The sequence below is a fragment of the Pseudonocardia aurantiaca genome (assembly GCF_039526725.1).
GTDB classification, from domain to species: Bacteria; Actinomycetota; Actinomycetes; order Mycobacteriales; family Pseudonocardiaceae; genus Pseudonocardia; species Pseudonocardia aurantiaca.
The window spans coordinates 61,946-87,943 of the sequence record NZ_BAAAJG010000009.1; the positions used below are offsets into that span (position 1 = coordinate 61,946).

24 protein-coding genes are annotated in these 25,998 nt (G+C 71.8%); 5 read left to right on the top strand and 19 right to left on the bottom strand.

The annotated features are described in order from the left end of the window. Position 1: 1 nt before the first annotated feature. The 14 genes from ABD143_RS15095 to ABD143_RS15160 form a co-directional block, all read right to left on the bottom strand. Positions 2–1,318: a cytochrome P450 gene (locus tag ABD143_RS15095; RefSeq protein ID WP_343977612.1), complete on the bottom strand. Its 1,317-nt coding sequence runs from the start codon at positions 1,316–1,318 to the stop codon at positions 2–4. Between the two features lie 49 nt (positions 1,319–1,367). Next, positions 1,368–2,990, bottom strand: coding sequence for an FAD-dependent oxidoreductase (locus ABD143_RS15100; protein ID WP_343977615.1), 1,623 nt, complete (start codon positions 2,988–2,990; stop codon positions 1,368–1,370). Between the two features lie 173 nt (positions 2,991–3,163). Further along, positions 3,164–4,360 (bottom strand): alpha-D-ribose 1-methylphosphonate 5-triphosphate diphosphatase, encoded by a 1,197-nt coding sequence (locus ABD143_RS15105; protein WP_343977618.1) that lies wholly within the window; start codon positions 4,358–4,360, stop codon positions 3,164–3,166. After that, positions 4,357–5,031, bottom strand: coding sequence for an ATP-binding cassette domain-containing protein (locus ABD143_RS15110; RefSeq protein ID WP_343977621.1), 675 nt, complete (start codon positions 5,029–5,031; stop codon positions 4,357–4,359). Before ABD143_RS15110 ends, ABD143_RS15105 begins: the two co-directional genes overlap by 4 nt. Beyond that, positions 5,028–5,891 carry an ATP-binding cassette domain-containing protein gene (locus ABD143_RS15115; RefSeq protein ID WP_343977624.1) on the bottom strand — a complete coding sequence of 288 codons (864 nt, stop codon included), beginning with the start codon at positions 5,889–5,891 and terminating at the stop codon, positions 5,028–5,030. Before ABD143_RS15115 ends, ABD143_RS15110 begins: the two co-directional genes overlap by 4 nt. Beyond that, entirely contained in the window at positions 5,888–6,754 is an 867-nt protein-coding gene (locus ABD143_RS15120; protein ID WP_343977627.1) for an alpha-D-ribose 1-methylphosphonate 5-phosphate C-P-lyase PhnJ, read from the bottom strand. Before ABD143_RS15120 ends, ABD143_RS15115 begins: the two co-directional genes overlap by 4 nt. Next, complete coding sequence (locus ABD143_RS15125; protein ID WP_343977630.1) at positions 6,751–7,782, bottom strand: carbon-phosphorus lyase complex subunit PhnI; 1,032 nt, start codon at positions 7,780–7,782, stop codon at positions 6,751–6,753. The genes ABD143_RS15120 and ABD143_RS15125 overlap by 4 nt, the downstream gene beginning before the upstream one ends. After that, positions 7,783–8,346 (bottom strand): phosphonate C-P lyase system protein PhnH, encoded by a 564-nt coding sequence (gene phnH, locus ABD143_RS15130; RefSeq protein ID WP_343977632.1) that lies wholly within the window; start codon positions 8,344–8,346, stop codon positions 7,783–7,785. A gap of 29 nt (positions 8,347–8,375) precedes the next feature. Further along, a complete protein-coding gene (locus tag ABD143_RS15135; protein WP_343977635.1) occupies positions 8,376–8,795 on the bottom strand; it encodes a phosphonate C-P lyase system protein PhnG in 420 nt (139 codons plus the stop codon). Next, complete coding sequence (locus tag ABD143_RS15140) at positions 8,792–9,523, bottom strand: GntR family transcriptional regulator (protein WP_343977638.1); 732 nt, start codon at positions 9,521–9,523, stop codon at positions 8,792–8,794. Before ABD143_RS15140 ends, ABD143_RS15135 begins: the two co-directional genes overlap by 4 nt. Further along, positions 9,520–10,353, bottom strand: a complete 834-nt coding sequence (gene phnE, locus ABD143_RS15145; protein WP_343977641.1) for a phosphonate ABC transporter, permease protein PhnE — start codon at positions 10,351–10,353, stop codon at positions 9,520–9,522. Before phnE ends, ABD143_RS15140 begins: the two co-directional genes overlap by 4 nt. Beyond that, positions 10,353–11,123, bottom strand: a complete 771-nt coding sequence (gene phnC, locus ABD143_RS15150) for a phosphonate ABC transporter ATP-binding protein (RefSeq protein ID WP_343977644.1) — start codon at positions 11,121–11,123, stop codon at positions 10,353–10,355. The genes phnE and phnC overlap by 1 nt, the downstream gene beginning before the upstream one ends. A gap of 6 nt (positions 11,124–11,129) precedes the next feature. Continuing rightward, on the bottom strand, positions 11,130–12,026 hold the full coding sequence (locus tag ABD143_RS15155; RefSeq protein WP_343977647.1) for a phosphate/phosphite/phosphonate ABC transporter substrate-binding protein: 897 nt from the start codon (positions 12,024–12,026) through the stop codon (positions 11,130–11,132). A gap of 319 nt (positions 12,027–12,345) precedes the next feature. Then, on the bottom strand, positions 12,346–12,921 hold the full coding sequence (locus tag ABD143_RS15160; RefSeq protein ID WP_343977974.1) for a TetR/AcrR family transcriptional regulator: 576 nt from the start codon (positions 12,919–12,921) through the stop codon (positions 12,346–12,348). Positions 12,922–13,147: 226 nt separating this feature from the next. On the opposite strand from ABD143_RS15160, the gene ABD143_RS15165 reads away from it, so the two are divergent. Genes ABD143_RS15165 through ABD143_RS15175 form a run of 3 tightly spaced genes read left to right on the top strand, consistent with a single transcriptional unit; the run spans position 13,148 to position 16,720 of the window. Next, a complete protein-coding gene (locus ABD143_RS15165; protein WP_343977651.1) occupies positions 13,148–13,600 on the top strand; it encodes a (2Fe-2S)-binding protein in 453 nt (150 codons plus the stop codon). After that, entirely contained in the window at positions 13,587–14,546 is a 960-nt protein-coding gene (locus tag ABD143_RS15170; RefSeq protein ID WP_343977654.1) for an FAD binding domain-containing protein, read from the top strand. Before ABD143_RS15165 ends, ABD143_RS15170 begins: the two co-directional genes overlap by 14 nt. Continuing rightward, positions 14,546–16,720 (top strand): xanthine dehydrogenase family protein molybdopterin-binding subunit, encoded by a 2,175-nt coding sequence (locus ABD143_RS15175; RefSeq protein ID WP_343977657.1) that lies wholly within the window; start codon positions 14,546–14,548, stop codon positions 16,718–16,720. Before ABD143_RS15170 ends, ABD143_RS15175 begins: the two co-directional genes overlap by 1 nt. Positions 16,721–16,790: 70 nt before the next feature. Here ABD143_RS15175 and ABD143_RS15180 read toward each other — a convergent pair whose 3' ends face one another. Then, positions 16,791–17,771, bottom strand: coding sequence for a PfkB family carbohydrate kinase (locus tag ABD143_RS15180; protein WP_343977660.1), 981 nt, complete (start codon positions 17,769–17,771; stop codon positions 16,791–16,793). After that, positions 17,768–17,980 (bottom strand): hypothetical protein, encoded by a 213-nt coding sequence (locus ABD143_RS15185; protein WP_379659983.1) that lies wholly within the window; start codon positions 17,978–17,980, stop codon positions 17,768–17,770. Before ABD143_RS15185 ends, ABD143_RS15180 begins: the two co-directional genes overlap by 4 nt. Positions 17,981–18,452: 472 nt before the next feature. Here ABD143_RS15185 and ABD143_RS15190 point away from each other — a divergent pair, with 472 nt between their 5' ends. Next, positions 18,453–20,039 carry an N-acyl-D-amino-acid deacylase family protein gene (locus tag ABD143_RS15190; RefSeq protein ID WP_343977666.1) on the top strand — a complete coding sequence of 529 codons (1,587 nt, stop codon included), beginning with the start codon at positions 18,453–18,455 and terminating at the stop codon, positions 20,037–20,039. Between the two features lie 1,009 nt (positions 20,040–21,048). Here the strand turns inward: ABD143_RS15190 and ABD143_RS15195 are convergent. From ABD143_RS15195 to ABD143_RS15205, 3 genes are all read right to left on the bottom strand, one after another. Continuing rightward, positions 21,049–21,594 carry a rhodanese-like domain-containing protein gene (locus ABD143_RS15195; protein WP_343977669.1) on the bottom strand — a complete coding sequence of 182 codons (546 nt, stop codon included), beginning with the start codon at positions 21,592–21,594 and terminating at the stop codon, positions 21,049–21,051. Positions 21,595–21,664: 70 nt separating this feature from the next. After that, positions 21,665–22,975, bottom strand: coding sequence for a Na+/H+ antiporter NhaA (nhaA, locus tag ABD143_RS15200; protein ID WP_343977672.1), 1,311 nt, complete (start codon positions 22,973–22,975; stop codon positions 21,665–21,667). 286 nt (positions 22,976–23,261) lie between these two features. Next, positions 23,262–23,798: a hypothetical protein gene (locus ABD143_RS15205; protein ID WP_343977675.1), complete on the bottom strand. Its 537-nt coding sequence runs from the start codon at positions 23,796–23,798 to the stop codon at positions 23,262–23,264. A 182-nt stretch (positions 23,799–23,980) separates the two neighbouring features. Here ABD143_RS15205 and ABD143_RS15210 point away from each other — a divergent pair, with 182 nt between their 5' ends. After that, positions 23,981–25,987: a GAF domain-containing protein gene (locus ABD143_RS15210; protein ID WP_343977678.1), complete on the top strand. Its 2,007-nt coding sequence runs from the start codon at positions 23,981–23,983 to the stop codon at positions 25,985–25,987. The last annotated feature ends 11 nt before the right edge of the window (positions 25,988–25,998 follow it).

Sequence of the window (25,998 nt, forward strand, 5' to 3'; positions counted from 1 at the left end):
ATCAGCCACCATGCACGGAGGGCTCCTTCTCGGGTGCGTTGCGGCGGGTGGTGGCCGTCGGCTGCGCGGGGGCCACCTGGTCGAACTCGATCGGAAGGTGGCGGGGACCGCGCAGGACGGGGTTGGGCCGGTATGGCGGCGGGTCGACGAGAAGTCGTGGGTGCTCCAGCCGGCGGGCCAGCTCGCTGAGCGCGATCTGGGCCTCCAGCCGGGCGAGGGGCGCCCCGAAGCAGTAGTGGATGCCGCCGCCGAAGCCGAGGTGCTGGTCGTCGTCGCGGGCCAGGCCGAAGCGGTCGGGGTCGAACCGGTCCGGGTTGAAACGGTCCGGATCGCGTACGTGCTCGGGGTCGCGGCTTCCGGAGGCGAGCACCAGGATGATCGGGGAGCCCGCCGGAATGGTGGTGCCGGCGATCTCGACGTCGTCGAGGGCGAACCGGTTCGGCAGGAACTGCACAGGTGGCTCGTAGCGCAGCAGTTCCTCGACCAGGCGGATGGCCAACTCGGGTTCGCGGCGCAGGCGCCCGAGCACGTCGGGATGGCGCAGCAGGGTGAGCATGCCGTTCGCGATGAGGTTGACGGTGGTCTCATGGCCGGCGAACAGCAGCAGCGCGCCGGTGGCCATCAGCTCCTCGCGCGACATCCGGCCCTCCGGGCCGTCGTCGGTGACCAGCCCCGACAACAGGTCGTCGCCTGGTTCGTGGCGCCGGGCGTCGGCGAGCCCGGCGAGGTACTCGCCCAGTTGGGCGAAGGCCTGGTTGCTCTGGCGACGCAGCTCCGCAGCGTTCTCGCCCCTCGCGCCGATGGCCTCGACGATCGCGTCAGCCCATACGTGGAAGCGGGGTTCATCCTCGCGGGGCACCCCGAGCAGCCGGCAGATGACGGTGACCGGGTAGGGGTAGGTGAAGTCGTCGACCAGATCCACCTGGGTCTTGCCGGCGAACCCGTCGATCAGGTCTGTGACGATCTCGACCAGCTCGGGTTGCATGGCGTCGATCCGGTTGGGGGTGTGGGGCGGCCCGAACTGTCGCATCGCCAGGCGCCGGAGCCGGTCGTGCTCGGGTGGGTCGACCGCGATGAAGCCGCCCAGCACTTCCTCCGCTTCCTCAGCGGCGGCATCGGCCTCCTGGGGGCCGTTGCGGCGATCCGAGCTGATCCGCGGATCGTGTAGCAGTTCTTCGATCTCCCGGTACGTGCTGACCACGTAGGAGCCGTCGGCCTGCCGAGCTACCGGGGTCTTGCGCAGCTCGGCGTAGAGCGGATAGGGGTTGGGACGGTTGGTGTAGTCGAGGATCTGCGCGAAGACGTCGGGCGCTGCCACGGCGTCGCCTCCTTGGCTCGCGGACGGGTGTGGAGTGTTCGAGTCGATGTCAGTGGGGCAGCAACCTCGCGCGCCGCTCGCTCGGGTCGTGGCCGGTGACCACCACAGTGGCGTCCTGGGTGGGGATGGGCCGGTCAGGGAACCCGGCCTTGACCGGCACCATCTCGGCCGGCTGGTCGATGGTGCGGAAGGGCGGCGGGAACGGCCCGGCCCGTTCGATCTGCCTTTCGTAGAACTCCAGCCACTTCGACTGGTTGAAGGTCACCGCACCGACGATTCGTCCGTTGTGGCCGTAGGCGGCGACGAAGCGGCGGTCAGAAACCGAGCCCTGTGTGACGACGACCTCGTCGGCGACGCTCGGGACCCCGACCGACTTGATCTCGTTGCCGAACTGGGTGGACCAGAAGGCAGGCACGGACAGGTGCGGCCAGCGGTCGGCCTGCGTGCTGATCATGTTGTGCGCGGCGACCTCGGCCTGCGCCATCGCGTTGCCCCAGTGCTCGAGGGCGAGGAACTGATAGCCGAACATCGGCTGCGGGGCGCGGGCGACGTCCCCGGCGACGAACACGTCGTCGGTGACCAGGCCGTTGACGTCGAAGGCGCGGCAGCCTGCGTCGCAGGCCACCCCCCACTTACCGGCCGCCAGCCCCGAGCCGGCCAGCCACTCGATGTTGCGGACCCCGCCGAGGGCGGCCACCGCCACGTCGACGTCGATCGTGCTGCCGTCGGAAAGATGGGCGCGGCGTAGCCGCCCGTCCGCGTCACCTTCCAATGCGGTGACCATGACCCCGCAGCGCAGGTCGACGCCGTTCTCACGATGCATGTCCTTCGCGACCGCGCCGATCACGCCGCCGAGAGCCGCCACGAGCGGAGCGGGCCCGGCCTCGGCCACGGTCACCTCCAACCCGAGCTCGCGGCACACGGACGCCACCTCGGATCCGGTGAACCCGGCTCCGATGACCAGCACCCGGCCGGGCCGGGCGGCCAGCAGCCGCTGCAGGCGATCCGCGTCGTCGCGCGTGCGCAGCACCAGCACCCCGTCCAGCGCCGCCTCGGCCGGGTTCGGCCACGGCCGGGCGCGCACCCCGGTCGCGATCAGCAGCCGGTCGAACCCGACCGTCTCGCCGTCGGCCAGGCGTACCTGCTTCCCCGCGAGGTCCAGGTCCGTGGCCGGCACGCCGAGCCGCCACTGTGCCTCGACGTCATCGCGGCGCGGAAGGCCGGTGTGAGCCGCCGGCACCCATCCGCTGAGCACCTGCTTGGAGAGCGGCGGCCGGTCGTAGGGCTCGTGGGGTTCGTCCCCGATCACCGTCAGCGAGCCGGCGAATCCCTCGTAGCGCAAGGCCGCGGCGGCCCGAAGGCCCGCGAGGGAGGCCCCGACGATCACGATCCGCCCGGTGCGCAGGAAGCCGTCGCCGGAACCGCTTCCGCGGGCTTCGTCCCGCCGGGTCGTGGCGGCTTCGCGGAACCCGTTCGAACCGCCCACCCGGTCGAGGACGAGGGCCTGCACCGGACAGGCCGCCACCGCCCGCAGCACTCGCTCCCGCTGCTCGGCGCTGGGATCGGGGTCATAGAGCAAGGCCTCGTCGCCGTGCATCGTGAAGGCGTCGGGGGCGAGGAAGGCGCACTGTGCGTATCCCTGGCACCGGGTGAGGTCGACGACGAGTTTCATGTAGGGCCTCTCCTCTCAGGCGCTCCTCGCAGGCGCTCGGCGAAGGGGCACGACAGGCGCGGTACCTGGCCCACGCCGGCGCGGGAGCCGCCTATGTCGCCAAGCGTCCGACCCGCGACAGCCGCGCGGCATCACCCGGAAGGAATGAGCCCGAAGCGGGTGGCCCGCCGTCCTCACACAGCCATCGGGGTCCGGTCGCGTTCGCCGGCCACGGCGCTGTCGCGGCTGAAGGTCCGCCGCCCGGCCCGCCACAGTGCAGTGCCGATGAACGTCGTACCCGAGACGGTGCCGAGCGCCGCGGTCAACGGCTTGCCGACCTCGATGGTGGGGTTCGGCAGGCCGAGGGCGGCAGCGGGGGCTGTGGAGACGAGGTCGACGGCGGCGCCGAGGCCGACGACTCCGGCCTGCGCGAGGGCATGCGGGGCCGCCTGCAGCGCGAAGGGCAGGTAGTCGCTGCACAGGATGTCGCAGGCGGCAGCCGCGACCGCATCCGCGACCAGCACGTTTCCGGGCGAGGTGGAGCGGCCGCGGATCGCGTTGGGCGCCCCCAGCACGGTCGCCATCCCCTGCCGGCGCGCGTGCAAGGCCGCGTCCATCGTCAGCGGGAACTCCGCGACCGTCGCACCGAGCGCGACCGCGGCGTCGATGTCGCCAGCCGAGCGGTCGTCGTGGCTGGCCAGCACGATGCCGGCCTCCCGGCTGATCCGCGCCGCCTCCGCTCGGCGCGACTCGCGGTCCGCGCCGCCGGCGGCCTTGGCCGCCATCATCTGGTCGACCTCGTCGAGCGACACGCCCCAGTCGGCCGCGTAGAACGCCCGGTGCTCCTCACGCGACGCGAACCGGCTCCGCTCGGCGGAGTGTTCCATGACGGAGACGATTGCGACGCGGCTCGAGATGCCGACGATCTCCCGGAGCGCGTCGATTGCGCTGTCGTCGGTGACCTCGACCCGCGCGTGGATGCGCCAGTCGCAGGCCAGGCGCGGGGCCAGGCCCTCGAGGATGCGCGCGAGTTCGACGGCGTCCTCCACGAGCACGCCCTTGCCGGGCGCGTCCTCGCACCGGGCGGCGATGCAGACGGTGCCGGTGCCGGCCGCCGCGCACTCGGCGTCCAGCACGGAGAGCACCGCGGCCTGGTCGAGCCGGACGGTGGCACGGGGTTGCCGGCGTTCGGTCAGGTTGTCCAGGTGCAGGTCCACCGCCGCTGGCACCAGAAACCGCCCGTCGGGGTGTGCGCCGCCGGTGTCCCGGATCGACCGGACCGTGCCGTCGGGGTCCAGCTCGACGGTGGCACCGGCAACCGGTGCGCGGCCCCCGCCGGGCACGACGGTGACGTTCTCGATGGTCTGCGCGGTCATGGTCTGCGCGGTCATGTCTGTCGCCCCTCGTCGAGGTGGATCGCGTCCAGGTGGATCACGGTGGTTGCGTGCTCGCAGAAGGCGCTGCCTGCCCGGGCCGCGACGACGATCGACGTCCCGTCCGCGCGCCGCGCCTCGAACCAGCCGGCGAGCAGGCCGGGATCGGCGACCGACTCCGGCTCGTCGAGAAGGAGCAGCCGAGCCGGTGCGGCGAGGGCGGCGGCGAGCGCGACCGAGCGACGTTGCGCGGGCCGCAACCGGCCGAGTGCCTCGTCGGCGAGCTGCCCGGCGCCGAGCCGCTCCATCGCACGAAGCCCGTCCTCACGGGAGACCTGCGCCGCCCGGGCGACCGCCGTCGCGACCGACTGGCTGGGCGGCGCGACCAGCGGCCCGTCGAAGATGGCCATGTGTTGGCGCCGGATCCAGGCGAGCGTGCGCGGTAGCGCGGTGGCCAGGTCCGCGTGGTGGCCGTCGACGGCGAGGACGACGGTGCCCGCGGAGGGCAGGTAGGTGCCGCCGAGGCAGCGGAGGACGGAGGTCTTGCCGCTCTCCCGGCGTCCCGTCACGACGACCAGGTCGCCTGCCCCGACCGTGATGTCGAGATCGCGGAACGCCGGGCCGCTTCCCTCGAAGGACTTGGCCAGTCCCGAGACGGCAAGTACCGCGCTGATTCCTGCTGGTCTCATCGGAGCATGCTCGAGACGAGGAGCTGCGTGTAGGGGTGCTGCGGGTCGTTCAGGACCTGCTCCGTGACGCCCTCCTCGACGATGCGCCCGTACCTCAGCACGATCGTGCGCGAGGCCAGGACGCGCACCGCGTCGAGGTCGTGCGAGACCACCACCGTTGCCGAGCCGATCCGGTCGGTCACCCGCTGGATCGTCTCGAGCAGCTCCGCCTGCACCGAGGGATCCAGCCCGGTGGTCGGTTCGTCGAGGAGGAGCACCGGTGGCGGGTCGACCAGCGCACGCGCGAGCTGGACGCGCTGCTGCATGCCCCCGGAGAAGGTCCGCAGCTGGTCGCTGTGCCGGGAGCGCTCCAGGCCGAGCTCCGAGAGCAGCCGGGTGGCCCGCTCACGCGTGTCGGCGAAGCTCCGGTTGCCGGTGCTGATCAGCCGTTCTGCGACGTTCGACTCTGCGGCAAGCCGCACCGAGAGACCGGCGGCAAGTGCGTTCTGGTGCACCATGACGACGGCCGAACGCTGCAGGACGCTCCTCGATACCTGCGTGCGGAACAGGTCCCCGAGCCCCTGCACCTGCATCGTTCCCTTGTCGGCCGGGACGTCGAGGTGCAGTGCGCGCAGGATCGTCGTCTTTCCGGAGCCGGACTCGCCGACGATGCCGAGCACCTCGCCCGCGCCGACGTCGAACGACACGTCCCGCACCGCGACCACGGACCCGCACACCGGGCATCTGCTCGTGTCCGTGGCGTCGCCGGTCGAGGCCGGGCATTCGGGGCACCCCGGGCCGTAGGTGCGCGAGAGTCCCCGCACCGAGAGGAGCGGCTGGGGCGGCAGCAGCGGCCGGGTCGTGCCGGCGCGGTCCGTCATCCCGTCCCCCGGACTCGGCAGGCGTCGGTGTCGGTGCAGCGCCAGGTCGGTTCGGCTGCGGTATCGCGCGTCGACGCGACGCGGTAGGAGGTCTGCGAGCCGCACAGGTCGCACGGGCCCCCGGCCGGCTCGGGTTCCAGCGGGCGGTCGTCGAAGACGAGGGGCCGGACCGACGTGTAGGGCGGGAGCGCCATCACCCGGCACTTGCGACCGGCGCCGAGCAGGATGGGATGCGACCGCCGATCCAGCCGGAGCACGTCGTAGCGCGGGATCGGGCTGGGACTCATCAGCGTCCGGCCCTCCACGAGCACGGGGTGGTCGGCTCCCGTGCGGGGTCCCCCGTTGCGGGCCTCGTCGTCGTAGAGCTCGAGCCAGGCCGGCGTGTAGTCGCCGTCGCCGTGCCGGCGCCGGGCCTCGACCTCGCTCGGCACGACCCGTCGCAGCGGTTCGGGATGCGGAACCTGCAGCACGAGGACCTGATCGGGGCCCAGCTCGACCTCCGGGACGCGGTGGCGGCTCTGCACGATCGTGGCCTCGGCGGTCACCGTCGTCGGACGGGCGCCGGTCGTGCGGCAGATCAACGAGCGCATGCCGCTCGCGTTGGCGGAGTGGTCGTCGCCCTGGTCGATGACCTTGACGCAGTCGTCGGGCCCGACGAGCGAGAGGGTGAGCTGCAGGCCTCCGCTCCCCCACCCGCGCGCGACCGGCATCTCACGCGAGGTGAACGGGACCTGCCAGCCCGGCACGGCCAGCGCCTTGAGCAGGGCGCGGCGGACGCTGCGCTTGGTGCCCTCGTCGAGGTAGCCGTAGGACTCGCTGCGGCCGTGCTCCGCGGCCAGCCGCGCCACGTTGGTCGTCGTCACGTGTCCTCCCCTCGTGTACCCGCTCGCGCCTGCGCGACGTACGAGGCGAAGCTCGCGTAGTGCGGCAGCCGGAGGTGCTCGACGAAGCCGTTGTTGGCCGAGCCGTCGGTCGCGCCGACCACGGTCTGCTCATCGAGGGGTATCGACTCCTCCAGCTCCCCATCGGCCTGGACGGCCCCGTCGATCAGAGCGAGGGAGATGGCACGGCGCTCGATGGACCCCATCGAGGCTCCCCATCCGACGGCGAACCCTGCGGCCCCGTCGACGTCGGCGTCGATGACGGCCTCGGCCTCGACGACCGGGAGCTCGGCGACGACACACGGTGTCCCGGTGCGCGGGTGCGGCACCCGCAGGGACACCGCGTTGACGGTCAGCTCGGCGAGCACCGCCTCACGACGGCGCCCGAGGATGAGCGACGCGAGCGTCACCAGGCCGGCGGTCTCGCCGCCGGCGAGGACGCCGCCTCGGGTCGCCCTGCCGAGTGGCGGGACGGGCGTACCGGCGGCGGGGTCGAGGCCGTCGCCGTCGCTCGGCTCGACGCGAACGGGGAGGCCCTCCAGGAGGTCGCGCACCCGCGGCACCGCGGCCCGCGAGGGAGCGTCGGCATCGATGTCCTCGAGATCGACGGCCTCGTCGTCACCGGCGGTGCTGCCGGGCTCGGGCTCGTCGTCCCAGCTGAGGATCCGCGGAGCGAGATCGGGGGCGAAGCCGAGCCACTGCCCGCCGGGGATCTCCGGGTAGGCCGAGGAGATCCGGCGCTCGATACGGATGTCGGACTCGGCGACGGGACAGGAGTGCAGGTGCGGGAGGGTGGCGGCCCAGACCCGGAGCAGCGCCACGGCCCGCGGGACGTCCCCGCCCACCTGTGCGATCGCCCGCCGGGCCGCGTCCGGCGCCCACACCCCGGCCTCGACGCAGACCTGGTCCTCCAGGACGGCAAGGCCGTGCCCCATCTCGGCGACTCGCTGCCGCTCCGCGATCTCCCGGGCCGCGGCCAGGCCGGGCCCGTCCTGCAACGTGGCGTACAACTACGCCGCTCCTTCCACGATCGTGACCGACCGGGGCAGGGCCAGCACGCCGTCGTCGCCGACCAGCAGCAGGTCCACCCCGCACGGCAGCGCGCGGTTCGCCCGCTCCCGCTCGCGGCGCGCGTCGCCGCCCAGCGCGACCGCCGACGACCGTCGGCCAGGTATGCCCGGCCCGGCGAGCGTCAGGGTCTCCCGGACGTCGGCGGCCACGACCACGACCGTCGCCCCCCTCTCCGGCCGGTCGCGGTCGCCGCGCGGCGCCCGGCGGATCGCCTCCGCCGGGTCGCCGGTGACCAGGACGAACTCCGCCTCCGGGAGGCCGGTCAGCGGCGAACCGGTCAGCGCGCGGACGGCGGCGACCGCTTCCCCGGCCGCGGTCCCGCAGGACGCGACCGGCGTCGTGGCGTCGAGCAGGGTGAGCAGCACGGCGGCGGCGGCGTCGATCCGCGGATCCGCGACCAGGCCGGGCAGTGGCACGGGACCGACGGCGGTGCCCGGTGCGCACTGCGCGCGCATGCAGCACAGGAACGCGCGGCGGCTGTCGTGGACCGGGTCCCAGCTCATCGCGCCCGATGGTGAGCTCGCAAGCAAACTCACGACCCACCGCCGATCCTGGTCGCCCGCACCAGCGTGGCCCGCGCGCGGCCCGCCCGGGCGACCGCGGCCCGGGCCGCCTCGCAGAGAGCGACGACCTCCAACGCGAGCGGCCCGCCGCGCTCGGCCTCGGCGTCACAGACCGCGGCGGCGACGGCGCCGGCGAGATCGCGGCCCCGGCGCACACCGTCGCCTCGCGTGCCGTCGAGCGCCACGGCGCAGGTGGTGAGGGCGACGTGGCCCAGCACGCTGGTCGACCGGCCCGGACCCGCGACCGGATACCGGACGGGTGCCGTGAGGACCTGGGGTCCGGCGATCATCCGGATCGACGGGCCGTCGGCGAGGATGCGGTCGGCGAGCAGCTCGACGTCCCCCGACTCGGCCGCCGAGAGCGCCGCGTAGCGGCCTTCGGCGTTCATCCGAGCTCCACCGAGAACTGGATCCGGTCACCGCGGAATCGGTGTTCGACCGCCGCCACGGGTCGCCCCTGCTCGTCGACGTTGAGGCCACGCGCCTGGAGGATCGGCGACGCCACCGGCACCCGAAGAATCTGCCCTTCGGTCGCATCGGCGGCGAGGGCGGCGAACGTGCGGGTCGAGCGCCTCATCCGCACGCCGTACTCCTGCTTGAGCACCAGGTGCAGGGACGACCGGTCGACCCACAGCTCGTCCAGGCGCGGGAACCGGTCCGGGTCGAACCACGTCGACGTCATCGACCACGGCTCGTCGTCGACGTACCTGACGCTCTCGAACCGGAGCAGCGCGCGGGTGGCCCCCAGCTGTTCGCGCAGCTCGGGATCGTCGTCCTCGACGACCCCGAGCACACGGTTCTCCACGGCGTGGCCACGCTCGCCCATCGCCTGGGTGAGGCTCGCGTCCTGGCCGGCGCGGACGTCCCAGCGGATGATCGGCAGCGCGACGAACGAACCCTTGCCCTTGACGGTCGTGACGAGGCCGCGGCGGACCAGGACTCCGAGGGCCTCGTGCACCGTGAGCCGGTTGACCTCGTAGCGCTCGGCCAGCTCCGCCACCGACGGCAGGCGGTCGCCCGGCTCGTAGTCATCGCCCAGCCGGCCCTCCAGGTCCTGCGCGATCTGGCCGTAGAGCGGCACGCCCGAGTGGCGGTTGATGACGGGATCGCCCTTCATCGGGAGGCTCCTTCCATGATGCGACGGCGCAGAGCGGCCGAGAACCGTTCGACGCCGAGTACGACGACGAAGATCGCGAGGATGATCGTCAGCGCCTCGTCGTAGCGCAGCAACGACATCGACACCGACAGCTCGATGCCGATGCCGCCCGCGCCGACCAGGCCGATGGTGACCGACGACCGGACCGCCGACTCCAGCGCGAACATCGAGGTCCCCGCGAAGGACGGCAGGCACGTGGGTAGCACCGCTCCAGCGACGACCGCGCGCTCCGGGGCGCCGCCCGAACGCAGGCCTTCGAGCACGCCGTCGTCGATCTCCTCGATGGCCTCGGCGAAGAACCGCCCGCACAACCCGAGCACGTCGACGGCGACGGCCAGCACGCCGGCCTGCGGACCGAGGCCCACGGCCACGACGAAGATCAGCGCCCAGACCAGGTCGGGGATCGTGCGGCAGACCGAGACGAACCCGCGCGTGACCAGATAGACCAGCCGGTTCGGGGTGGTGTTGCGGGCTGCCGCGACCGCGAGGGGCACGCTCAGCAGGACGCCGATCAACGTCCCGAGCAGGGCGATCTCGAAGGTCACGAGCAGGGCGGAGGCGATCGCGCCGACCCGGTCGAGATCCGGGGGGAAGGCCTCGGCCAGGAACTCGCCCAGGCGCCCGACACCCTCGACCAGGTCCGCGGGCTGCAGTGCCACCCCGCCGACCCAGCCGTGGACGACGAATGCCGCCACGACCACGAACGACAGGAACGCCGCTGCGCTCGGGCGGGTGAAACGCGCGGGCGGGCCCGCCGGGGGCGCGGCCGGTCGGCGCAGGCGGAAGGGCATCAGTTCACCTTTTCCAGCTGCTGCTGGTCGCCGCCGTACACCGCGGAGAGCTGCGCCGCCGTGCAGCCGGCGGTGGGCCGATCGAGGGTCACGCGTCCGTCCTGCAGCCCGACGATCCGCTGTGTGTAGGTGAGCGCGAAGTCGACCTGGTGCAGGGCCGCCACGACCGTGAGATCCCGCTCGACGGCGATGGATCGCAGGAGCTCCATCACGTCCTGCCCGGCCGCGGGGTCGAGGCTCGCGACCGGCTCGTCCGCCAGGACCAGCCGGGGCTTCTGCATCAGCGTCCTGGCGATCGCGACGCGCTGGCGCTGCCCGCCGCTCAGCGTGTCCACCCGCCGCCCGGCGAGGTGGGCCAGCCCGACGCGGTCGAGGCACTCCATCGCCTCGGTGCGCACCGCCGCCGTGCAGAACGCCGGAACGACGCACCGCGTGCCCTCGCGCCCGATCGCGCCGTGGACGACGTTCTGGAACACGCTGATCCGGTCCACCAGGTTGAAGCGCTGGAACACGAAGCCGACGTCCTGGCGGAGCCTGCGCAGCTGCCTTTTCCCGGCCCGCCGGACGTCCACGCCGTTCGTCACGGCCCGGCCGCCGGTCGGTTCCTGCAGCCGGACCAGGCACCGCAGCAGGGAGGACTTGCCGGCGCCGTTCGATCCGACGAGCGCCACGAGCTCGCCGGAACGCACGACCAGGTCCACCCCGCGCAGCGCCTCGTGTCCGTTGGGATAGCGCAGCGAGAGGCCCTCGGCAACGATCTTCGCGGTCATCGGCGGCTAGTTCCCGACGAACTCGGTGAAGTCGTTCGCGCCGATCGCGCGGTACATGGAGCGCACGACGTCGTAGTCGGCGTCGGTGACCTCCACCAGCGCGGCGCCCTCGTACTTCGCGTTGTCCTTGCCGTCGAGGAGCGCGGCGAGGAGATCGGGAAAGTTCTGCTGGAAGGTGGTCCGGACGGTCTGGACCGTTGCCTCCGGCAGGCCGCTGCGGGAAACCAGCAGGTCGGGCGGGAGCAGAGGTCCCTCCGCCAGCACCGGGTACTCGGCTCGGACCTCGTCGGCCATGTACTCCTCGTAGTCGTGGCATCCCACACCCACGGCGTCGACGTCGCCGCGCTTGAGCGCCTGATGCACCGTGTCCCCGACGGTGAGGACCTCGACCTCCTCGAGCGGGTCGATCCCCGCGTCGACCAGCATCTGCGAGGGACCGAGGTGGCCGCTGGTCGATCCGATGTCGCTCATCGCGATCTTCTTCCCGCGGAGGTCGTTCAGCGAGGTGACGCCACTGGCGGCGGAGGTGTAGATGCACGAGCGGTAGCCGTCGCGCCGGATCGCGATGACCGGCTGCGCATCCGTGCGCTCGTGGATCACGACGTATTCCGCCGGACCGGTGAGAACGACGTCGATGTCGCCGGACTCCAGGGCAGCGGCCGCCGCCGTGCGGTTGTTCACGGCGAAGAACTCCAGGTCGAGACCGGACTTCTCCTCGAAGGTCCGCTCGAAGGCACCGAACTCCCGTTGCAGCTCCTCCAGACCTTGCAGATCCGTCACCGCGAAGCGCAGCGTCGAGTCGCCGTTCCCGTCGGCCTGGCCACCGCACGCGGCCAGCGCGCCCGCCAGCGTCACGCCCAGCACGGCTGCGCCCAACCGGCGCCACCGAGTGTGTCGATCCATGGTGAGTCCCGTTCGTCGAAGCGGAAGACCGGCGGGACATGTCTAGATATCTAGCATGGACTGGGTGTGGCGACAATCTGTCCGTGCGGAGTCCATCGGGCGAGGAATCGTGATGGCGCACCCGGCGGATCCGAGCAGGCAAGGCGAGGATCAGGACGGGAGGGCGTTGCCGCGGCCAGGGCAGAGGAGGTGCGGTGTTCGGGGTTGGTCGTGCCCCACCCGGCGCCGGTGGCGCGGATCGGGGCGATCGATCCCACGCCAGGGCACTACGGGAGGTCCTCCCAGGCCTGACTCGGCTCGGTCGGCGGTGATCGTCCGCTCAATCCGAGTGAGAGCACATACCTCGCCATAGCAGGTCGATGAGACTCGCGGTCTGACTCTTCCAGTCGCCGCTTCTATCGAGGTACAGGAGGCCGCTCAGCCCACGAAGGACGGTTTCCGGATCGAGGTCGGCACGGACGGTTCCGGCCTCGACATTGGACTTCAACAGTGTGGCGATCGCACCGGTCAGGGCCTCGTAGGCGCTCGCGGGCAGTTCCCCGTGGGACCGCGTCGCAGCGCGAAGCGCGTTGGCCAGGCCTCGCTTGGTCATCATGTAGTGCGCGAGATGTTCGGTCACCCATGTCCGGAAAGCCTGTTCCGGGGTGTGCGTCTCGAGCAGGCTCGGCACGACGTCGACCAGATGCTGCACCTCGCGCTCGTAGACCGCCAGGATGAGCGATTCTCGCGTGGGGAAGTGCCGGTACACCGTGCCGACTCCCACTTCGGCCTTCTTCGCGATGGCATTGAACGAAACCTCGTCCGACTCGGCCAGCGACTCGGCCGCGGCGGCGAGGATGCGTTCGTGGTTGCGCCGGGTGTCCGCACGCCGGGCACTGACTGATCCCGTCGTCACCGTCGTCATCGTCCCTCCCGGGTCGCTCGTCTCGTTCGTGCTGAATCTAATGCAGCACCCCCGGGGCCTGGACAAGCTCGCGCGTTGCGAAGCGGATGATAATCCGCTAGCGTCGCCGGTGGAAGCGGATGAATATCCGGTTCAGCGTCGCGGCGGCTCGACGTAGCCGCCACCGCGACCCATGCCGTCAGGCTTCCTACATGGACGATCTGGGGAACAAGATCCATTGGACATCTCACTCGAAGTCAACGGCAGGACGGAACAACTGAGTGTCGATCCCGGTGTGACGCTGCTGGACACGTTGCGGGAACGCCTCGGTGTCACGGGCCCGAAGAAGGGTTGCGACCGAGGTCAGTGCGGTGCCTGCACCGTGCACGTCGGCGGCAGGCCCGTGCTTTCGTGCCTGACCCTGGCCGCAACCGTGAAGCAGCAGGTCACGACGGTGGAAGGATTGTCCACCGGAGATCAGCTGCACCCGGTCCAGCAGGCGTTCGTCGACCAGGACGCCCTGCAGTGCGGGTTCTGCACGCCGGGGCAGGTCATGTCGGCGGTCGCCGCGGTCCGGCAGGACGTCGAGGACGTGCGGGAGTTCATGTCCGGCAACATCTGCCGCTGCGCCGCCTACCCGAACATCATCGCGGCGATCGAACAAGCGAGGCGTGCCGATGCGTCCCTTTGAGCTCACGGCACCCGAGACCGTCGAAGCCGCTCTCGCCTCGCCCGGCACGTTCCTGGCCGGTGGCACCACCGTTGTGGACCTGATGAAGCTCAACGTCTCGACGCCGCAGCGTGTTCTGGACATCAACGAGCTGCCATTGCGAGGCATCGACACCAGCGACGGGCTGCGGATCGGCGCGCTGGAGCGGATGAGCGAGATCGCCGGGCACCCCGGCGTGTACCCCGTGATCTCCCGCGCCTTGCTCCTGAGTGCTTCCCAGCAGCTCCGGAACATGGCCAGCATCGGCGGAAACCTGATGCAGCGCACCCGCTGCACGTACTTCCGCGACGTCGCCATGCCGTGCAACAAGCGGCAGCCCGGCAGCGGCTGCCCCGCGATCGCGGGCGCCAACCGGATGCACGCCGTGCTGGGCACGAGCGACTCGTGCGTGGCCACCCATGCCAGCGACGTGGCCGTCGCCCTCGTCGCGCTGGGAGCGGAGATCCGGTTGGTCAGCAAGACGGGAAGCCGCACCATCGAACTGGGCGACTTCTATCGCCTGCCGGGTGACTCGCCCGAGGTGGAGAACGACCTGCGCCCCGGAGAACTGATCGCCGAGGTCCTGGTCCCGCGGTTGGACTGGGCGTCGCATTCGACGTACGTCAAGGTGCGGGATCGGCAGTCCTACGAGTTCGCGCTGTGCTCCGCCGCGGTCGCGCTGGACATCCAGGGCTCGCGCATCGTCGACGCTCGGGTCGCGGTCGGCGGTGTGGCGACCGTGCCGTGGCGCCTCACCGCGGTCGAAGAGGCCTTGCGTGGCGCGCCCACGACCCCGACGGGGTTCGAGGCCGCCGCGTCAGTGGCAGCCGACGGTGCCAGGCCGTTGACCGATAACGAGTTCAAGGTGACCTTGCTGAAGCGAACCGTTGTCCGCGCACTGCTCGAACTGACCGAGGGGAGCAACTGATGGTCAGCCGGTTGGACGGGCCGCTGAAAGTCACCGGCCGGGCCGAGTACGGGGCGGACCACAACTTCCCCGGCATGGCATACGGATACATCGTGCTCAGCACGATCGCCCACGGCGAGATCGAGGCCATGGACGTCATGGCCGCGAAGAGCGCGGCGGGCGTGATCGGCGTGTACTCGCCGTTCGACCCGCTGGAGCTGCGCACGCCGATCTCCCCGCTCTTCGGCGAGACCTGGGTTCCGCTGCAGGACAGGGAAGTCACGTACTACGGCCAGCCGATCGGGTTCGTGGTGGCGGAGACCTTCGAGCAGGCCCGGGACGCCGCGATGCTCATCGAGGTGACCTACCAGCCGCGGCCGGCCCTGACCTCGCTGGAGGACGGTCTCGCCTCGGCCGAGGACGCGCCGCCGGCCTTCGACGGTTCACCTCAGTCCCACACAGTTCTCGCCTCCGGTGTCGAGTCCATCGAGGACGCGCTGGCGGGGAGCCCGGTGGTCGTCGAGGCGACGTACTCCACCGCGACCCAGAACCACGCCGCGATGGAGCCGCACTCCGCGGTCGCGGTGTGGGACTCCGGCGGACTGACCGTCTACAGCGGAAACCAGGGGGCGAACCTCCAGGCGGCGGAGCTGGCCGGTGCGCTGGACATCGATCCGTCGTCGGTCCACGCGGTGAACCCGTTCGTGGGTGGGGCGTTCGGCGGCAAGGGCCGCACGTCCGCGCCTGCGTTCCTGGCGGCGGCAGCAGCCAGGGCTCTCGGGCGGCCGATCAAAGCCGCGCTCAGCCGGGAGCAGGTCTTCACTGCGACCGCGGGCCGCGCCGCGACGGTACAGACGATCGCCCTCGGCGCGGACACCGACGGCACACTGATCGCGGTGCGTCACGACTCGTGGTGCAGCACGTCGGCGGACCGGTCGTTCGTCGAGCCGACGTCGCACGGCACCTCGCGGGAGTGGTACGCCACCCCGAACCTGGCCATCAGCCAGAAGATGGTGCCGCTGAACATCCCGCCAACCACCTTCATGCGGGCTCCGGGTGAAGCGCCCGGGTCCTTCGCGCTGGAGAGCGCGATCGATGAGCTGGCGGTCGCGCTGAACATGGACCCGATCGAGTTGCGCCTGCGGAACAACTCGACCGCGCCGCCCGGCAAAGACCTGCAGTGGTCGAGCAAGCATCTCGACGAGTGCTTCCGCGTCGGTGCGGCCCGGTTCGGCTGGGCGAACCGCTCGCCGCACGGCCACACCGACGGCGACTGGCTCGTGGGTCTCGGCACGGCCACCGCGATGTTCCCCGCCTTGCGGTTTCCGGCCACGGTCGAGGTCACGCTGCAGGCGGACGACACGGCCGTGGTCGCGACCAGCGGCGCCGACCCGGGAACCGGCCTGCTGACCGTGCTCTCCCTGGTGGGAGCGGAATCGCTGGACATCTCACCGGACCGGATCACGCCGCGGCTGGGCGACTCGGCATTGCCACCCGGTGGCATGTCCGGCGGCTCGACCGCTACGGCGAGCGCGGGTTCGGCCATCATGATCGCCGCCGCCAAGGTGATCGACGACCTGCTGGTCGTGGCGTCGTCCTCCGGCTCACCGTTCGAGGGTATGGAGGTCTCGTACGCGGACGGTCGCGTGCTGGCCGCCGGCCGCACGATGACGTTCGGTGAACTGCTGCGGGCCGTGAGCCGCCCGTCGATCTCCGCGACCGGTTCGTCGGCACCCGGCGAGGAGATGACCAAGCACTCGTTCAGTTCGTTCGGTGCCCAGTTCTGCGAGGTCCGCGTGCACAAGTGGACGCGCGAGGCCCGCGTGTCCCGCATGCTCGGCGTGTTCGACGCCGGCCGGATCATCAACGGGACGGCGGCGCGCAGCCAGATCATCGGCGGCATGATCTGGGGCGTCTCCGCCGCGCTGCACGAGGGCCTGGAGATCGAGGCGAACGGCCGGCTGGCCAACGGTGACTTCGCGGGCTACCTCCTCCCGGTGAACGCGGACATCCCCGAGGTCGACGTCCACTTCGTCCAGTACCCGGACACACTGCACAACGCCGTCGGCGCGCGGGGAGTGGGCGAGATCGGCACAGTCGGCATGGCCGCAGCCGTTGCCAACGCCATCTACAACGCCACCGGCGCCCGTGTCCGTCACATCCCCATCGTGATCGAGGACCTCTTGGACCAGTGACGCCTGGGCGCCGGCCCCTCCGCGGCGGTCCGCCCCCATCGGTTCACGCCGTCCTTCCGGTTTCCCGCTCTCAGCGGGGCAGCGCGTCGCGGATCGCCGCCGCGGTCGGCATCCCAGCTCTGGCGCCGACGCGCGCCACGGACAGCCCCGCGGCCACGTTCGCGACGCGCACGGCGGGAGCGAGGTCGTCGCCTTCCGCCAGCCGCGCGGCGAGCACGCCGTTGAAGGTGTCGCCCGCGCCCGTGGTGTCGCGGACCGTGGTGGGCCACGGTGGCACGTGTTCCGCGCGGCCGTCCGGTGCGACGACGAGGGCGCCGTCCCCGCCGAGCGTGACGACGACGGGCGCGCCCGTCTTCCCGATGATCGCGCGCACGCGGCCGAGCTCCCGCTCTCCGACCTCGTGCGACGCGGCCGTCGCCGAGCCGGCCGGCTCCGGCACCGATACGCCTGCCGCGGCCGCGAGGTCGGTGAGCTCGCCCATGTTCGGGGTGAGCAGCGGCCCGTGTGTCAGCAGCTCCGCGACGACCGGGATCACCGGCGCCGGGTTGAGCACGCAGCGCACGCCCGCCGCGCGGGCCACCTCAACGGCCGCAGCGACGGCCGGGCCGGGGATCTCAGTGCTGACGAGTACACAGCCGGCGCCGGGCAGGGCGCGGGCCAGCGCGGCCCGCACCGCGTCGGCGTGCACGTGGGCGTTCGCACCGGCGCCGACCGCGATCTGGTTCTCCCCCGCGCTGTCGACGACGATCAGCGCGACGCCGGTGGGGGCGCCGTCGAGCACGGCGACCTCGCCGACCTCCACCCCCTCCGCCCGCAGCTCGGCCAGTGCGGCCCGGCCGGTGTCGTCCGCGCCCACCGCCCCGACCAGCCGCACCGCCGCACCGGCCCGGGCTGCGGCCACCGCGGCGTTCGCGCCCTTGCCGCCGCCGTGCCGCTCGAGGCCGGGGCCGACGACGGTCTCGCCCGGTCCGGGCAGCCGGTCGGCCGCCACCACCAGGTCGACGTTGATCGCACCGACCACCACGACCGCGGTGCCCGGCCCGCCGGTCACCGCGAGCTCCCGGGCGGGGGCGCCACCGACTCCCGCAGCCGGACGGTGGCTGGCAACATCCCGAGCGACGCGGGCGAGACCTCCCCGCCGTCTGCTTCGACCAGCTCGAACAGGGCCGTCGCGGCGCGGTAACCCATGTCGTGCGCGGCACGCACGGTGGTCGGCCGCGGGGTGAGCAGCCCGGGGACCGGGAGGTCGTCGAAACCCACGATGGAGAGCTCCTCGGGCACCGCCCAGTGCGGTGCAAGATCGAAGGTGAACGCTACCGCACGTCCGGCCTCGACCTCGTTCCCGACCAGCAGCGGGTCGGCGCCCGAGCACCGCGTGGTCCGGCGCGTCGAACTGGGGCCGGGACGTCGGCCGGACGGTCAGTCGACCCACCCGCGCGGGACCTGTGGACAACTCGCCGCCCCAGGCTCTGCACACAGATACGCGCCGCGAGGCCGCGAGGTGGACGTGAGGGCTCTTTGATCTTGGATCGAGGGATCTGGTGTTCATCTCGCGGCCGGTCGAGGGCCCGGCGGATCGTTGCCGTGACCACGGCGCGCGGTTGACCGGTCATCGAACGGACTGCTACGACAAGCAACGACATTCGATCCGTATCACCGCACCGGGGTGGTGGCGGACACTGAACTCCCTCGGGACACGTCCCGGCCGGGTCAGGTCCCCAGGAGAAGGCTCATGGCGCATGATCTCGTGCTCGCCGGCGGCACGGTCGTCGACGGCACCGGGTCGCCGGCCCGGACCGCGGACGTCGGCGTCCGCGGCGGGCGGATCGCCGAGGTCGGCCAGATCGCCCGCGGCGCAGCCCGCCGCTACGTCGACGTGGCGGGGGCGGTGGTGTGCCCCGGCTTCATCGATCTGCACTCCCACGCCGACTACACCGTGTTCGCCGCGCCTGGGGCAGTCACCCAGGCGGCGCAGGGGGTCACCACCCTCGTCACCGGCAACTGCGGGTTCTCCCCGTTCCCGGTCGTCCCTGAGCACGCCGACGAGCTGCGGACCCACGGCGGCTTCCTGGACGACGGGCTGCCATGGGAGTGGTCGACGGCAGGCGAGTACGCCGCCGCCGTCGACCGGCTGCCGCTCGGGGTCAACATCGCGCCACAGGTAGGACACAGCGCGCTGCGGATCGCCGTGCTCGGCCTGCAGGACAGGGCCCCGGACGACGGGGAGCTTGCGACGATGCGGGAGCTGGCGGCGGCTGCCATGGCAGACGGCGTCGCCGGGTTGTCGAGCGGGCTGATTTACGCGCCGGCCTCGTACGCACAGCCGGGAGAGCTGGCCGCCGTCGCCGCCGAGGCCGCACGGTTCGGGCGCCTGTACTCGACGCATGTGCGCGACGAGGGCGACCACCTCGACGGCGCGCTGGACGAGGCCATCGAGGTCGGGAGGCTCACGGGTGTGCGCGTCGAGATCTCCCACCTCAAGGCGGTGGGCCCGGCCAACTGGGGACGGGTCGGGGCCGCGGTCGAGCAGATCGCCGCGGCCCGCTGCGCCGGGGTCGACGTGAGCGCCGACCAATACCCCTACGCCGCGGGCAGCACCACGCTCACTACCCGCCTGCCGGACTGGACGATGGAGGGTGGCGTCCCCGCGCTGCTGCGCAGGCTCGCCGATCCCGCCGCCTGCGACCGGATCGTCGCCGAGCTGGAGGCGGACCCGCTCTGGTCGTCGTTCCTGCCCCCTCGGATCGTGGTCTCCGACACCCCGGACGGGCCGTTCCGCCGGTTCGTGGGTCAGCCCGTGTCCGCGATCGCCGCCGCGATCGGGGAGAGCCCCGCCCGGACCGTGCTGGACGTGCTGCGTGCGCAGCACGGCGTCGTGTCGATCGTCATGCATGGGATGGCCGAGACCGACGTGGTACTCGGGCTCGCCGAGCCGTCGGTGGCGGTCGCGAGCGACGGGTGGGTCCTGCACTGCCCGGGCGAGGGGATGCCGCACCCCCGCAGCTTCGGCACCTTCGCCAGGGTCCTCGGGCACTACACCCGTGACGAGCGGGTGCTGGACCTGCCCACCGCCGTCGCGAAGATGACCTCGCTCCCGGCGTCGCGGCTCGGCTGGGCCGACCGCGGTGTGCTGCGGCCCGGCGCCGTCGCCGACCTCGCCTGCTTCGATCCCGAACGGGTCCACGACCGGTCGACGTTCGCGCAGCCGTGGCAGTTGGCCACCGGCGTGGTGCACACGCTTCTGAGCGGGCGGTTCGTGTGGGAGGACGGGGCCACCACCGGCGTCGCCGCGGGAAAGGTCGTGCGCACCGGCGCCTAGTGCGATGGCCACGAACGTTGCCGGGGTGATCGCGGGATCAGAAGGCCAGAGGGTGGCTCCTGGCTCGCGCGGCGTAGTCACGCCTTGTGCAGTACACAACACCCGTATATTCGGCTCCACCGACCGCGGCAAATCATTATTTGATTCGCCCCCCAAGCGGCGGTCGCGCACCCGGCAATCCTGCGCCGCAGAGCGCAAACACATCGTCACGCTGCGCCGCCACTGCATCGGAGTGCGCGAGATCGCGCGGCGACCCGGCACCGCCCGGCGAGCCCAGCGGATCCGGCCGGGCCGGCGTGCCGACCCTCTCCGCCCGATCCGGGCGTTTTGTCCAGACGGCGGGATGGGGAGCTGCCCGATGCCTCGGGAACTTTGTCACCGAGCACCGCCCAAAGGCCAGGTCCGCGGCCCCGCGTAAATCCCGAGTTAACGTGGAGGAAATCAAGTCTCGACCGGCTCTTTAACGTTCAACTTCACAAAGATCAGGTCGCCGGACATCGACGGCAACGCGTATTGTGTCACCCACAAAGCGCGGAAGAATGGGTTACTCCATTCGGGTAGTTCCGGCGGTACCCGGAATCCCCAGACGTCGCCGGGCCGTTCTGGAGATAGAACGCGATACCGCGTTCTGAAGGTGAATGGAAAGGAACGAATCATGGCCTGGGGCAAGTTCTCCTCTTGGCGCAAGAACGACTACTACGGCCGCAACAACCGGAACGACCGGTACAGCCGGTACAACCGGTACGGCCACCGGTAAGTAGAGATCTGCGAGTGGCCCCGCCCGACACGGGCGGGGCCACTCGCTGTTTCCCGACCACCACCGGCTCGGCGACCGCTCGATGCGGACCCTCGCCGCGTCCCTGCCGGCCGAGCTGAGCGCGTCCGGGTCGGCGATCGTGCACGACCTACTTCGAGGCGTGCCCGGTTCGGGGCCACACGGGCATCGGCGCCGCTCACAGCCGACCCCGATGCGGAGCTGGACGGCGCCGGCCGTCGCGGCCGCACGCAGTCAGTCGGTGAGGCCGAGTTCCTGAGCATGGGGGAACTCATCGGCGATCAGGACGACGTCGAAGCCGGCGCGGTCGAGGAGGCTGGCGCCGATGGATGCGCGGTAGGCGCTCTGGCAATGCACCCACAGCTGCCGGTTCGGGATCTCGTCGAGCCGGTCCGCGAGCTCGGGCAGCGCAATGTGCAGGGCCCCGTGGATGTGCGCGACGCCGTACTCGTCGTCGCGGCGGACGTCGATGATCACCGGGTCCTCGCCACGGTCGTCGCGCCGGCTGCGCAGGTCCTCGAACGTCGCGGTGGGGTAGCTGCGGGTGGGTTGGCCACCGGCGAGGACGTCGATGGTGCCGGTGGCCTGTCCTTCCGGGCGGTCGATGCCGATCCGCACGAGGTTCCGCTGCGCCTCGGCAACCTGCTCCGGGCTCTCGCCGATCAGAGTGAGGGGGGTCTTCCAGGGGATGACCCAGCCCAGCCAGGTCGCGAACTGCGGGCCCAGTCCGATGCCGACGCTGCCGGTGAGGTGTTCCGCGCATTGCGATCCTCGGCGCACGCGCCGTGCTCCGCGAGTCGATCGCGCGCAAGGGCCTTCGAGGCAGCACCCGGAACGGGCCGGCGACGACTCACGGCCCCGAGGCGCCTCGTCCGGGCGGCCCGGACTGGTAGACGTCGGGCACGCCGTCGGCGTCGCTGTCGCGTTCTTCCTCGGCGCACATCCGCCGGTGGTGCCCGTTGCGGACGCGCAGCACGATCGTCGCGAGCAGGGCTGCCACCAGCGACCCGAGCAGAACGCCGATCTTCACGTGGTCGTCACGCTCGCTGCCGGCACTGAACGCCAACTCCCCGATGAGCAGCGACACCGTGAACCCGATCCCGCCCAGCAGCGCCAGGCCGAGCACGTCCCACCAGTTCAGTCCGTCGGCGAGACGGGCGTGGGTGAACCGCTGCACCAGCCACGTCGAGCCGAACACGCCCATGGACTTGCCTGCGACCAGCCCGAAGACGATGCCCAGGGTCACCGAGTCCCCGAGCGTGGCCCCGAGACCGCCTGCCCCCGCGATCGACACCCCGGCGGCGAAGAACGCGAACACCGGCACCGCCACCCCAGCCGACAGCGGCCGGAACCGGTGCTCGAAGTGCTCAGCCAGACCCGGCCCCGGGCCCTCGGCCCGGCGGATCACCGGCACGGTGAACCCGAGCAGCACCCCCGCCACGGTTGCGTGCACACCCGACTCGTGCACCAGCACCCACGTGATCGCCGCGAGGGGCAGCAGCAGCCACCACGACCGCACCCGCCGCTGCACCAGCAGCGCGAACAGTCCGAGCGGGATCACGGCCAGCAGCAGCGGCAGCGGCTCGACCGATCTGGTGTAGAAGACGGCGATGATCACGATCGCCAGCAGGTCGTCGACCACGGCCAGCGTGAGTAGGAACGTGCGCATGGCCGCGGGCAGGTGGGTGCTGATGATCGCCAGCACGGCGAGGGCGAACGCGATGTCCGTCGCCGTCGGGATGGCCCAGCCGGCCAGCGCGTCGCTCCCGGCGGACGCGTTGAACGCCACGTAGATCAGCGCGGGGACCGCCATCCCCCCGACCGCGGCGGCCACCGGCAGCATCGCCCGCCGCGGGTCGCGCAGGTCGCCCGCCACGAACTCCCGCTTGAGCTCCAGCCCGGCGACGAAGAAGAAGATCGCGAGCAGCCCGTCGCTCGCCCATTGCGCCAAGGTCAGGTCCAGGTGCAACGCCGACGGGCCGACCCGCAGCCCGCTCAACTCGCGGTAGACATCGCTCCACGGCGAGTTCGCCCAGATCAGCGCGACAGCCGCAGCGGCGACCAGCAGCACTCCGCCGACGGTCTCCGCCCTGAGGATGTCACCGATGCGGCGGACCTCGGGCCAGCTACCGCGGCCGAGCAACGATTCCGGCCAACCCATGTGGCTCCTTCGGAAGGCATCAGCGGGACGACGAACCGATCGCCGACCAGCCTTCCCGGCACAACCACTCTCGACGTTATCCGAGCCGGTCGCCTGGGGCACGCCCATAACGCGGACACCACACTCGTCGCCCACTCCGGGCGGACCGCAGCCGGCGAGGGAGTCCCCGTGAGTGCGCGCTCAGTGCGCCCGCGCAGTCGCGCTCAGGCGCGGGTGTTGAGCAACCGCAGCACGCCGGCGCGGGCCGCCGCCTCGACCATCTCGCTGAGCGTCCACCCGTACGCGGTCAGATCCGGGTATTCGACCGCACGTCGTGCCGCCTCCAACGCGACCGGGTAGTTGCCGAGGCCGTTGTAGAGCAGGGCTCGGGTGTATCCGGCCACACCGAACAGCGGCCCATACCGCGTTGCTCAGCGTCTCGCTCCATGGCCGCGACCTGTTGCAGCGTCTCGGCTTCCCGGCCCCGGTACGCCGCCATGACGGCCCCGGTGACCATGTACGTCGCGAGGCCGGTGGCCTGGCCTGCTACGGCCGCCTCGTCCAGCGCGTCCCATGCTTCGGCGAACCGGCCCGCGAATGTCAGCGCCCCCGCCCGGTACGACAGCGCGGCCGGGAGAATCGAGAGTGTGCCGGTCGCGCGAGCGAAGCGGACGCCTCGCTCGGTGAGCTGCAACCACGCCTCGAGGTCGCACAGCTCCATGGTGGCCATCGCGGCCAGCCAGAGCAGTCCGAGGTCGTCGCTGGCAGCGAACGAACCGAGGGCCGCGGACAGCAGCGGCACAGCTGGGCCGGCCCCGTCGAGACTCCAGGCGAGGCTCGTCAAGGCAGACCGGTCGACGCCACCCGGCGGAGCATGATCGGTGCGGTTGATGCGCGACCGGACACGTTCCGGGGGCGCGCCGACGAGGAGCCGCTCTCGTCCAGAGTGGACTCTCCAACGGCACCGGGATCGGCGACGGTGCTGGTAGGGGTGTCAGCACGCCCCTGCGGGGGTAGCCTGGCGCGATGACCGCGTGGGAGCGTGGACGTCGGCTCCCGCTCGTCGCGGAGATCCCGCTGGCGGCCGCAGCCGGCGCCGGAACCTTTGCCCTCGCACCAGTGGCTCTCGAGGGCATCAGCTCGGGAGTCGTCGTCGCGCTCCTTGGCGTCGTCTACATCGCCGCCGTGATCGCGATCGCCCGGTTCGCCGGCATCGCGTACGCCGTCCCGGTCGCGATGGCGGGCATGCTCGCCTACGACTGGTTCTACCTCCCCCCGACCCACCCGTTCGCGTTCCCGGACGTCGCGAACCTGGTGGACCTCGTCGCCTACCTGGGCGTAGGGGTTCTCCTGGGCGAGCTGGCGGCGCACGCGGCCCGCCGCGCCGAGAGCTCCGAGCGCGCCAGAAGGGAAATCGCCGACGAGCAGGCTGCGCTGCGCCGAGTGGCGACGCTCGTCGCCCGCGGCGCACCCGCGAACGAGGTCTTCGATGCGGTGGCAGCGGAGGCCGGCCGGCTGCTCGACGTGCACGGCATCCGCATCGCCCGCTACGAGGACGAGACGGAGCTCGTCCATGTGGCCGAATGGAGCAAGGCCGGATACAACCTTCCCGCCTACGATCGCGCCAAGCTCGAGGGGACGAGCGTGTCTGCCGAAGTGCTTCGCACCGGCCGCGCCGCCCGCATCGACAATTACGAGGACATTGCGGTGAGGGCGGCGTTCGCTCGTGGCGTCAATGCGAAGTCGGTGGTGGGCGCTCCGGTCGTCGTCGAAGGCCGCCTATGGGGCGTGATGATCTCTTGGTCCGGGAGCGGCCCACTCCCACCCGACATGGAAGGTCGGTTGACCGAGTTCGCCGAGCTCGTGGCGACGGCGATCTCCAACACCGACGCACGCACGGGAATGGCCAGGCTCGCGAGCGAGCAGGCCGCCCTGCGGCGGGTGGCGACGCTGGTCGCGAAGGCGGTGCCGACCGCAGAGGTCTTCGAGGCGGTCACCCGGGAGGTCGGGCTGCAGTGCGGCGCCGACGTCGCTCGCATGGAACGCTTCGAGCGGGATCACACGGTCACCGCGATCGCGGCCTGGAGCAGTGGCGGTGAGGCCCCGCTGGCCGTCGGCAAGCGCTTCGCGCTCGAGGGGGAGAGCATCGCCGCCCAGGTGCTCGCGACCGGCCGCCCGGCCCGGCTGGACACCTTCATCGGCACGTCGGGGCCGATCGCGCGCGAGGCTCAGGCGCTGGGCATCCGTGCCTCGATCGGCTGCCCGATCGTCGTCGGCAGGCGGACGTGGGGTTTGATCGCGGCCTCCACGAGGCGCGACGCGCCGTTCCCGCCGAACACGGAGTCGCGCATCGCGGACTTCACCGAGCTCGTCGCCACAGCGGTCGCGAACGCGGAGGCGCGAGCCGATCTCCTCGCCTCGCGGGCCCGCCTGCTCACGGCAGGCGACGACGCTCGCCGCCGAGTCGTGCGCGACCTGCACGACGGCGCACAGCAGAGCCTCGTCCAGGTGATCATCACGCTCAGGCTCGTCGAGCACGCGCTCCGGGACGACGACATGGCGGTCGAGCCGCTCATCGGCGAGGCGCTCGACCAGGCCGAACAGGCCAACGCCGAGCTCCGGGAACTGGCGCGCGGCATCCTTCCCGCCATCCTCGCCGGGGGCGGCCTGGCGGCCGGTGTGCGGGCGCTCGTGTCGCGCCTGCGCCTGCCCGTCGACGTGGACGTGCCCCGCGACCGGTTCCCTCCCGAGATCGAGGCCAGCGCCTACTTCGTCGTGGCCGAGGCGTTGACGAATGTCGCCAAGCACGCCGACGCACGGAGCGCGAACGTCACGGCCCGGGTCGACGACGGCGTGTTGCGCGTGCACGTGTGGGACGACGGCGTCGGCGGCGCCCGCGCCGACGGAAGCGGCCTGCTCGGGCTGAACGACCGCGTTGCGGCGATGGGCGGCCGGCTGGAGATCGAGAGCCCACCGGGCGACGGCACTCGGATCGCCGCCACGCTCCCGCTGCAGCCCAGCCGTACGCCCTGACACCCGCCCAC

Bases quoted from the DNA above. Each gene is read 5' to 3' on its own strand.
- ABD143_RS15105 (WP_343977618.1), bottom strand. From the start codon at position 4,360: ATGACCGCGCAGACCATGACCGCGCAGACCATCGAGAACGTCACCGTC.
- ABD143_RS15175 (WP_343977657.1), top strand. From the start codon at position 14,546: ATGGTCAGCCGGTTGGACGGGCCGCTGAAAGTCACCGGCCGGGCCGAG.
- ABD143_RS15155 (WP_343977647.1), bottom strand. From the start codon at position 12,026: ATGGATCGACACACTCGGTGGCGCCGGTTGGGCGCAGCCGTGCTGGGC.
- ABD143_RS15110 (WP_343977621.1), bottom strand. From the start codon at position 5,031: ATGAGACCAGCAGGAATCAGCGCGGTACTTGCCGTCTCGGGACTGGCC.
- ABD143_RS15135 (WP_343977635.1), bottom strand. From the start codon at position 8,795: ATGAACGCCGAAGGCCGCTACGCGGCGCTCTCGGCGGCCGAGTCGGGG.
- ABD143_RS15100 (WP_343977615.1), bottom strand. From the start codon at position 2,990: ATGAAACTCGTCGTCGACCTCACCCGGTGCCAGGGATACGCACAGTGC.
- phnE (WP_343977641.1), bottom strand. From the start codon at position 10,353: ATGCCCTTCCGCCTGCGCCGACCGGCCGCGCCCCCGGCGGGCCCGCCC.
- ABD143_RS15115 (WP_343977624.1), bottom strand. From the start codon at position 5,891: ATGACGGACCGCGCCGGCACGACCCGGCCGCTGCTGCCGCCCCAGCCG.
- ABD143_RS15190 (WP_343977666.1), top strand. From the start codon at position 18,453: ATGGCGCATGATCTCGTGCTCGCCGGCGGCACGGTCGTCGACGGCACC.
- ABD143_RS15170 (WP_343977654.1), top strand. From the start codon at position 13,587: ATGCGTCCCTTTGAGCTCACGGCACCCGAGACCGTCGAAGCCGCTCTC.
- ABD143_RS15210 (WP_343977678.1), top strand. From the start codon at position 23,981: ATGACCGCGTGGGAGCGTGGACGTCGGCTCCCGCTCGTCGCGGAGATC.
- phnC (WP_343977644.1), bottom strand. From the start codon at position 11,123: ATGACCGCGAAGATCGTTGCCGAGGGCCTCTCGCTGCGCTATCCCAAC.
- nhaA (WP_343977672.1), bottom strand. From the start codon at position 22,975: ATGGGTTGGCCGGAATCGTTGCTCGGCCGCGGTAGCTGGCCCGAGGTC.
- ABD143_RS15140 (WP_343977638.1), bottom strand. From the start codon at position 9,523: ATGAAGGGCGATCCCGTCATCAACCGCCACTCGGGCGTGCCGCTCTAC.
- phnH (WP_343977632.1), bottom strand. From the start codon at position 8,346: ATGAGCTGGGACCCGGTCCACGACAGCCGCCGCGCGTTCCTGTGCTGC.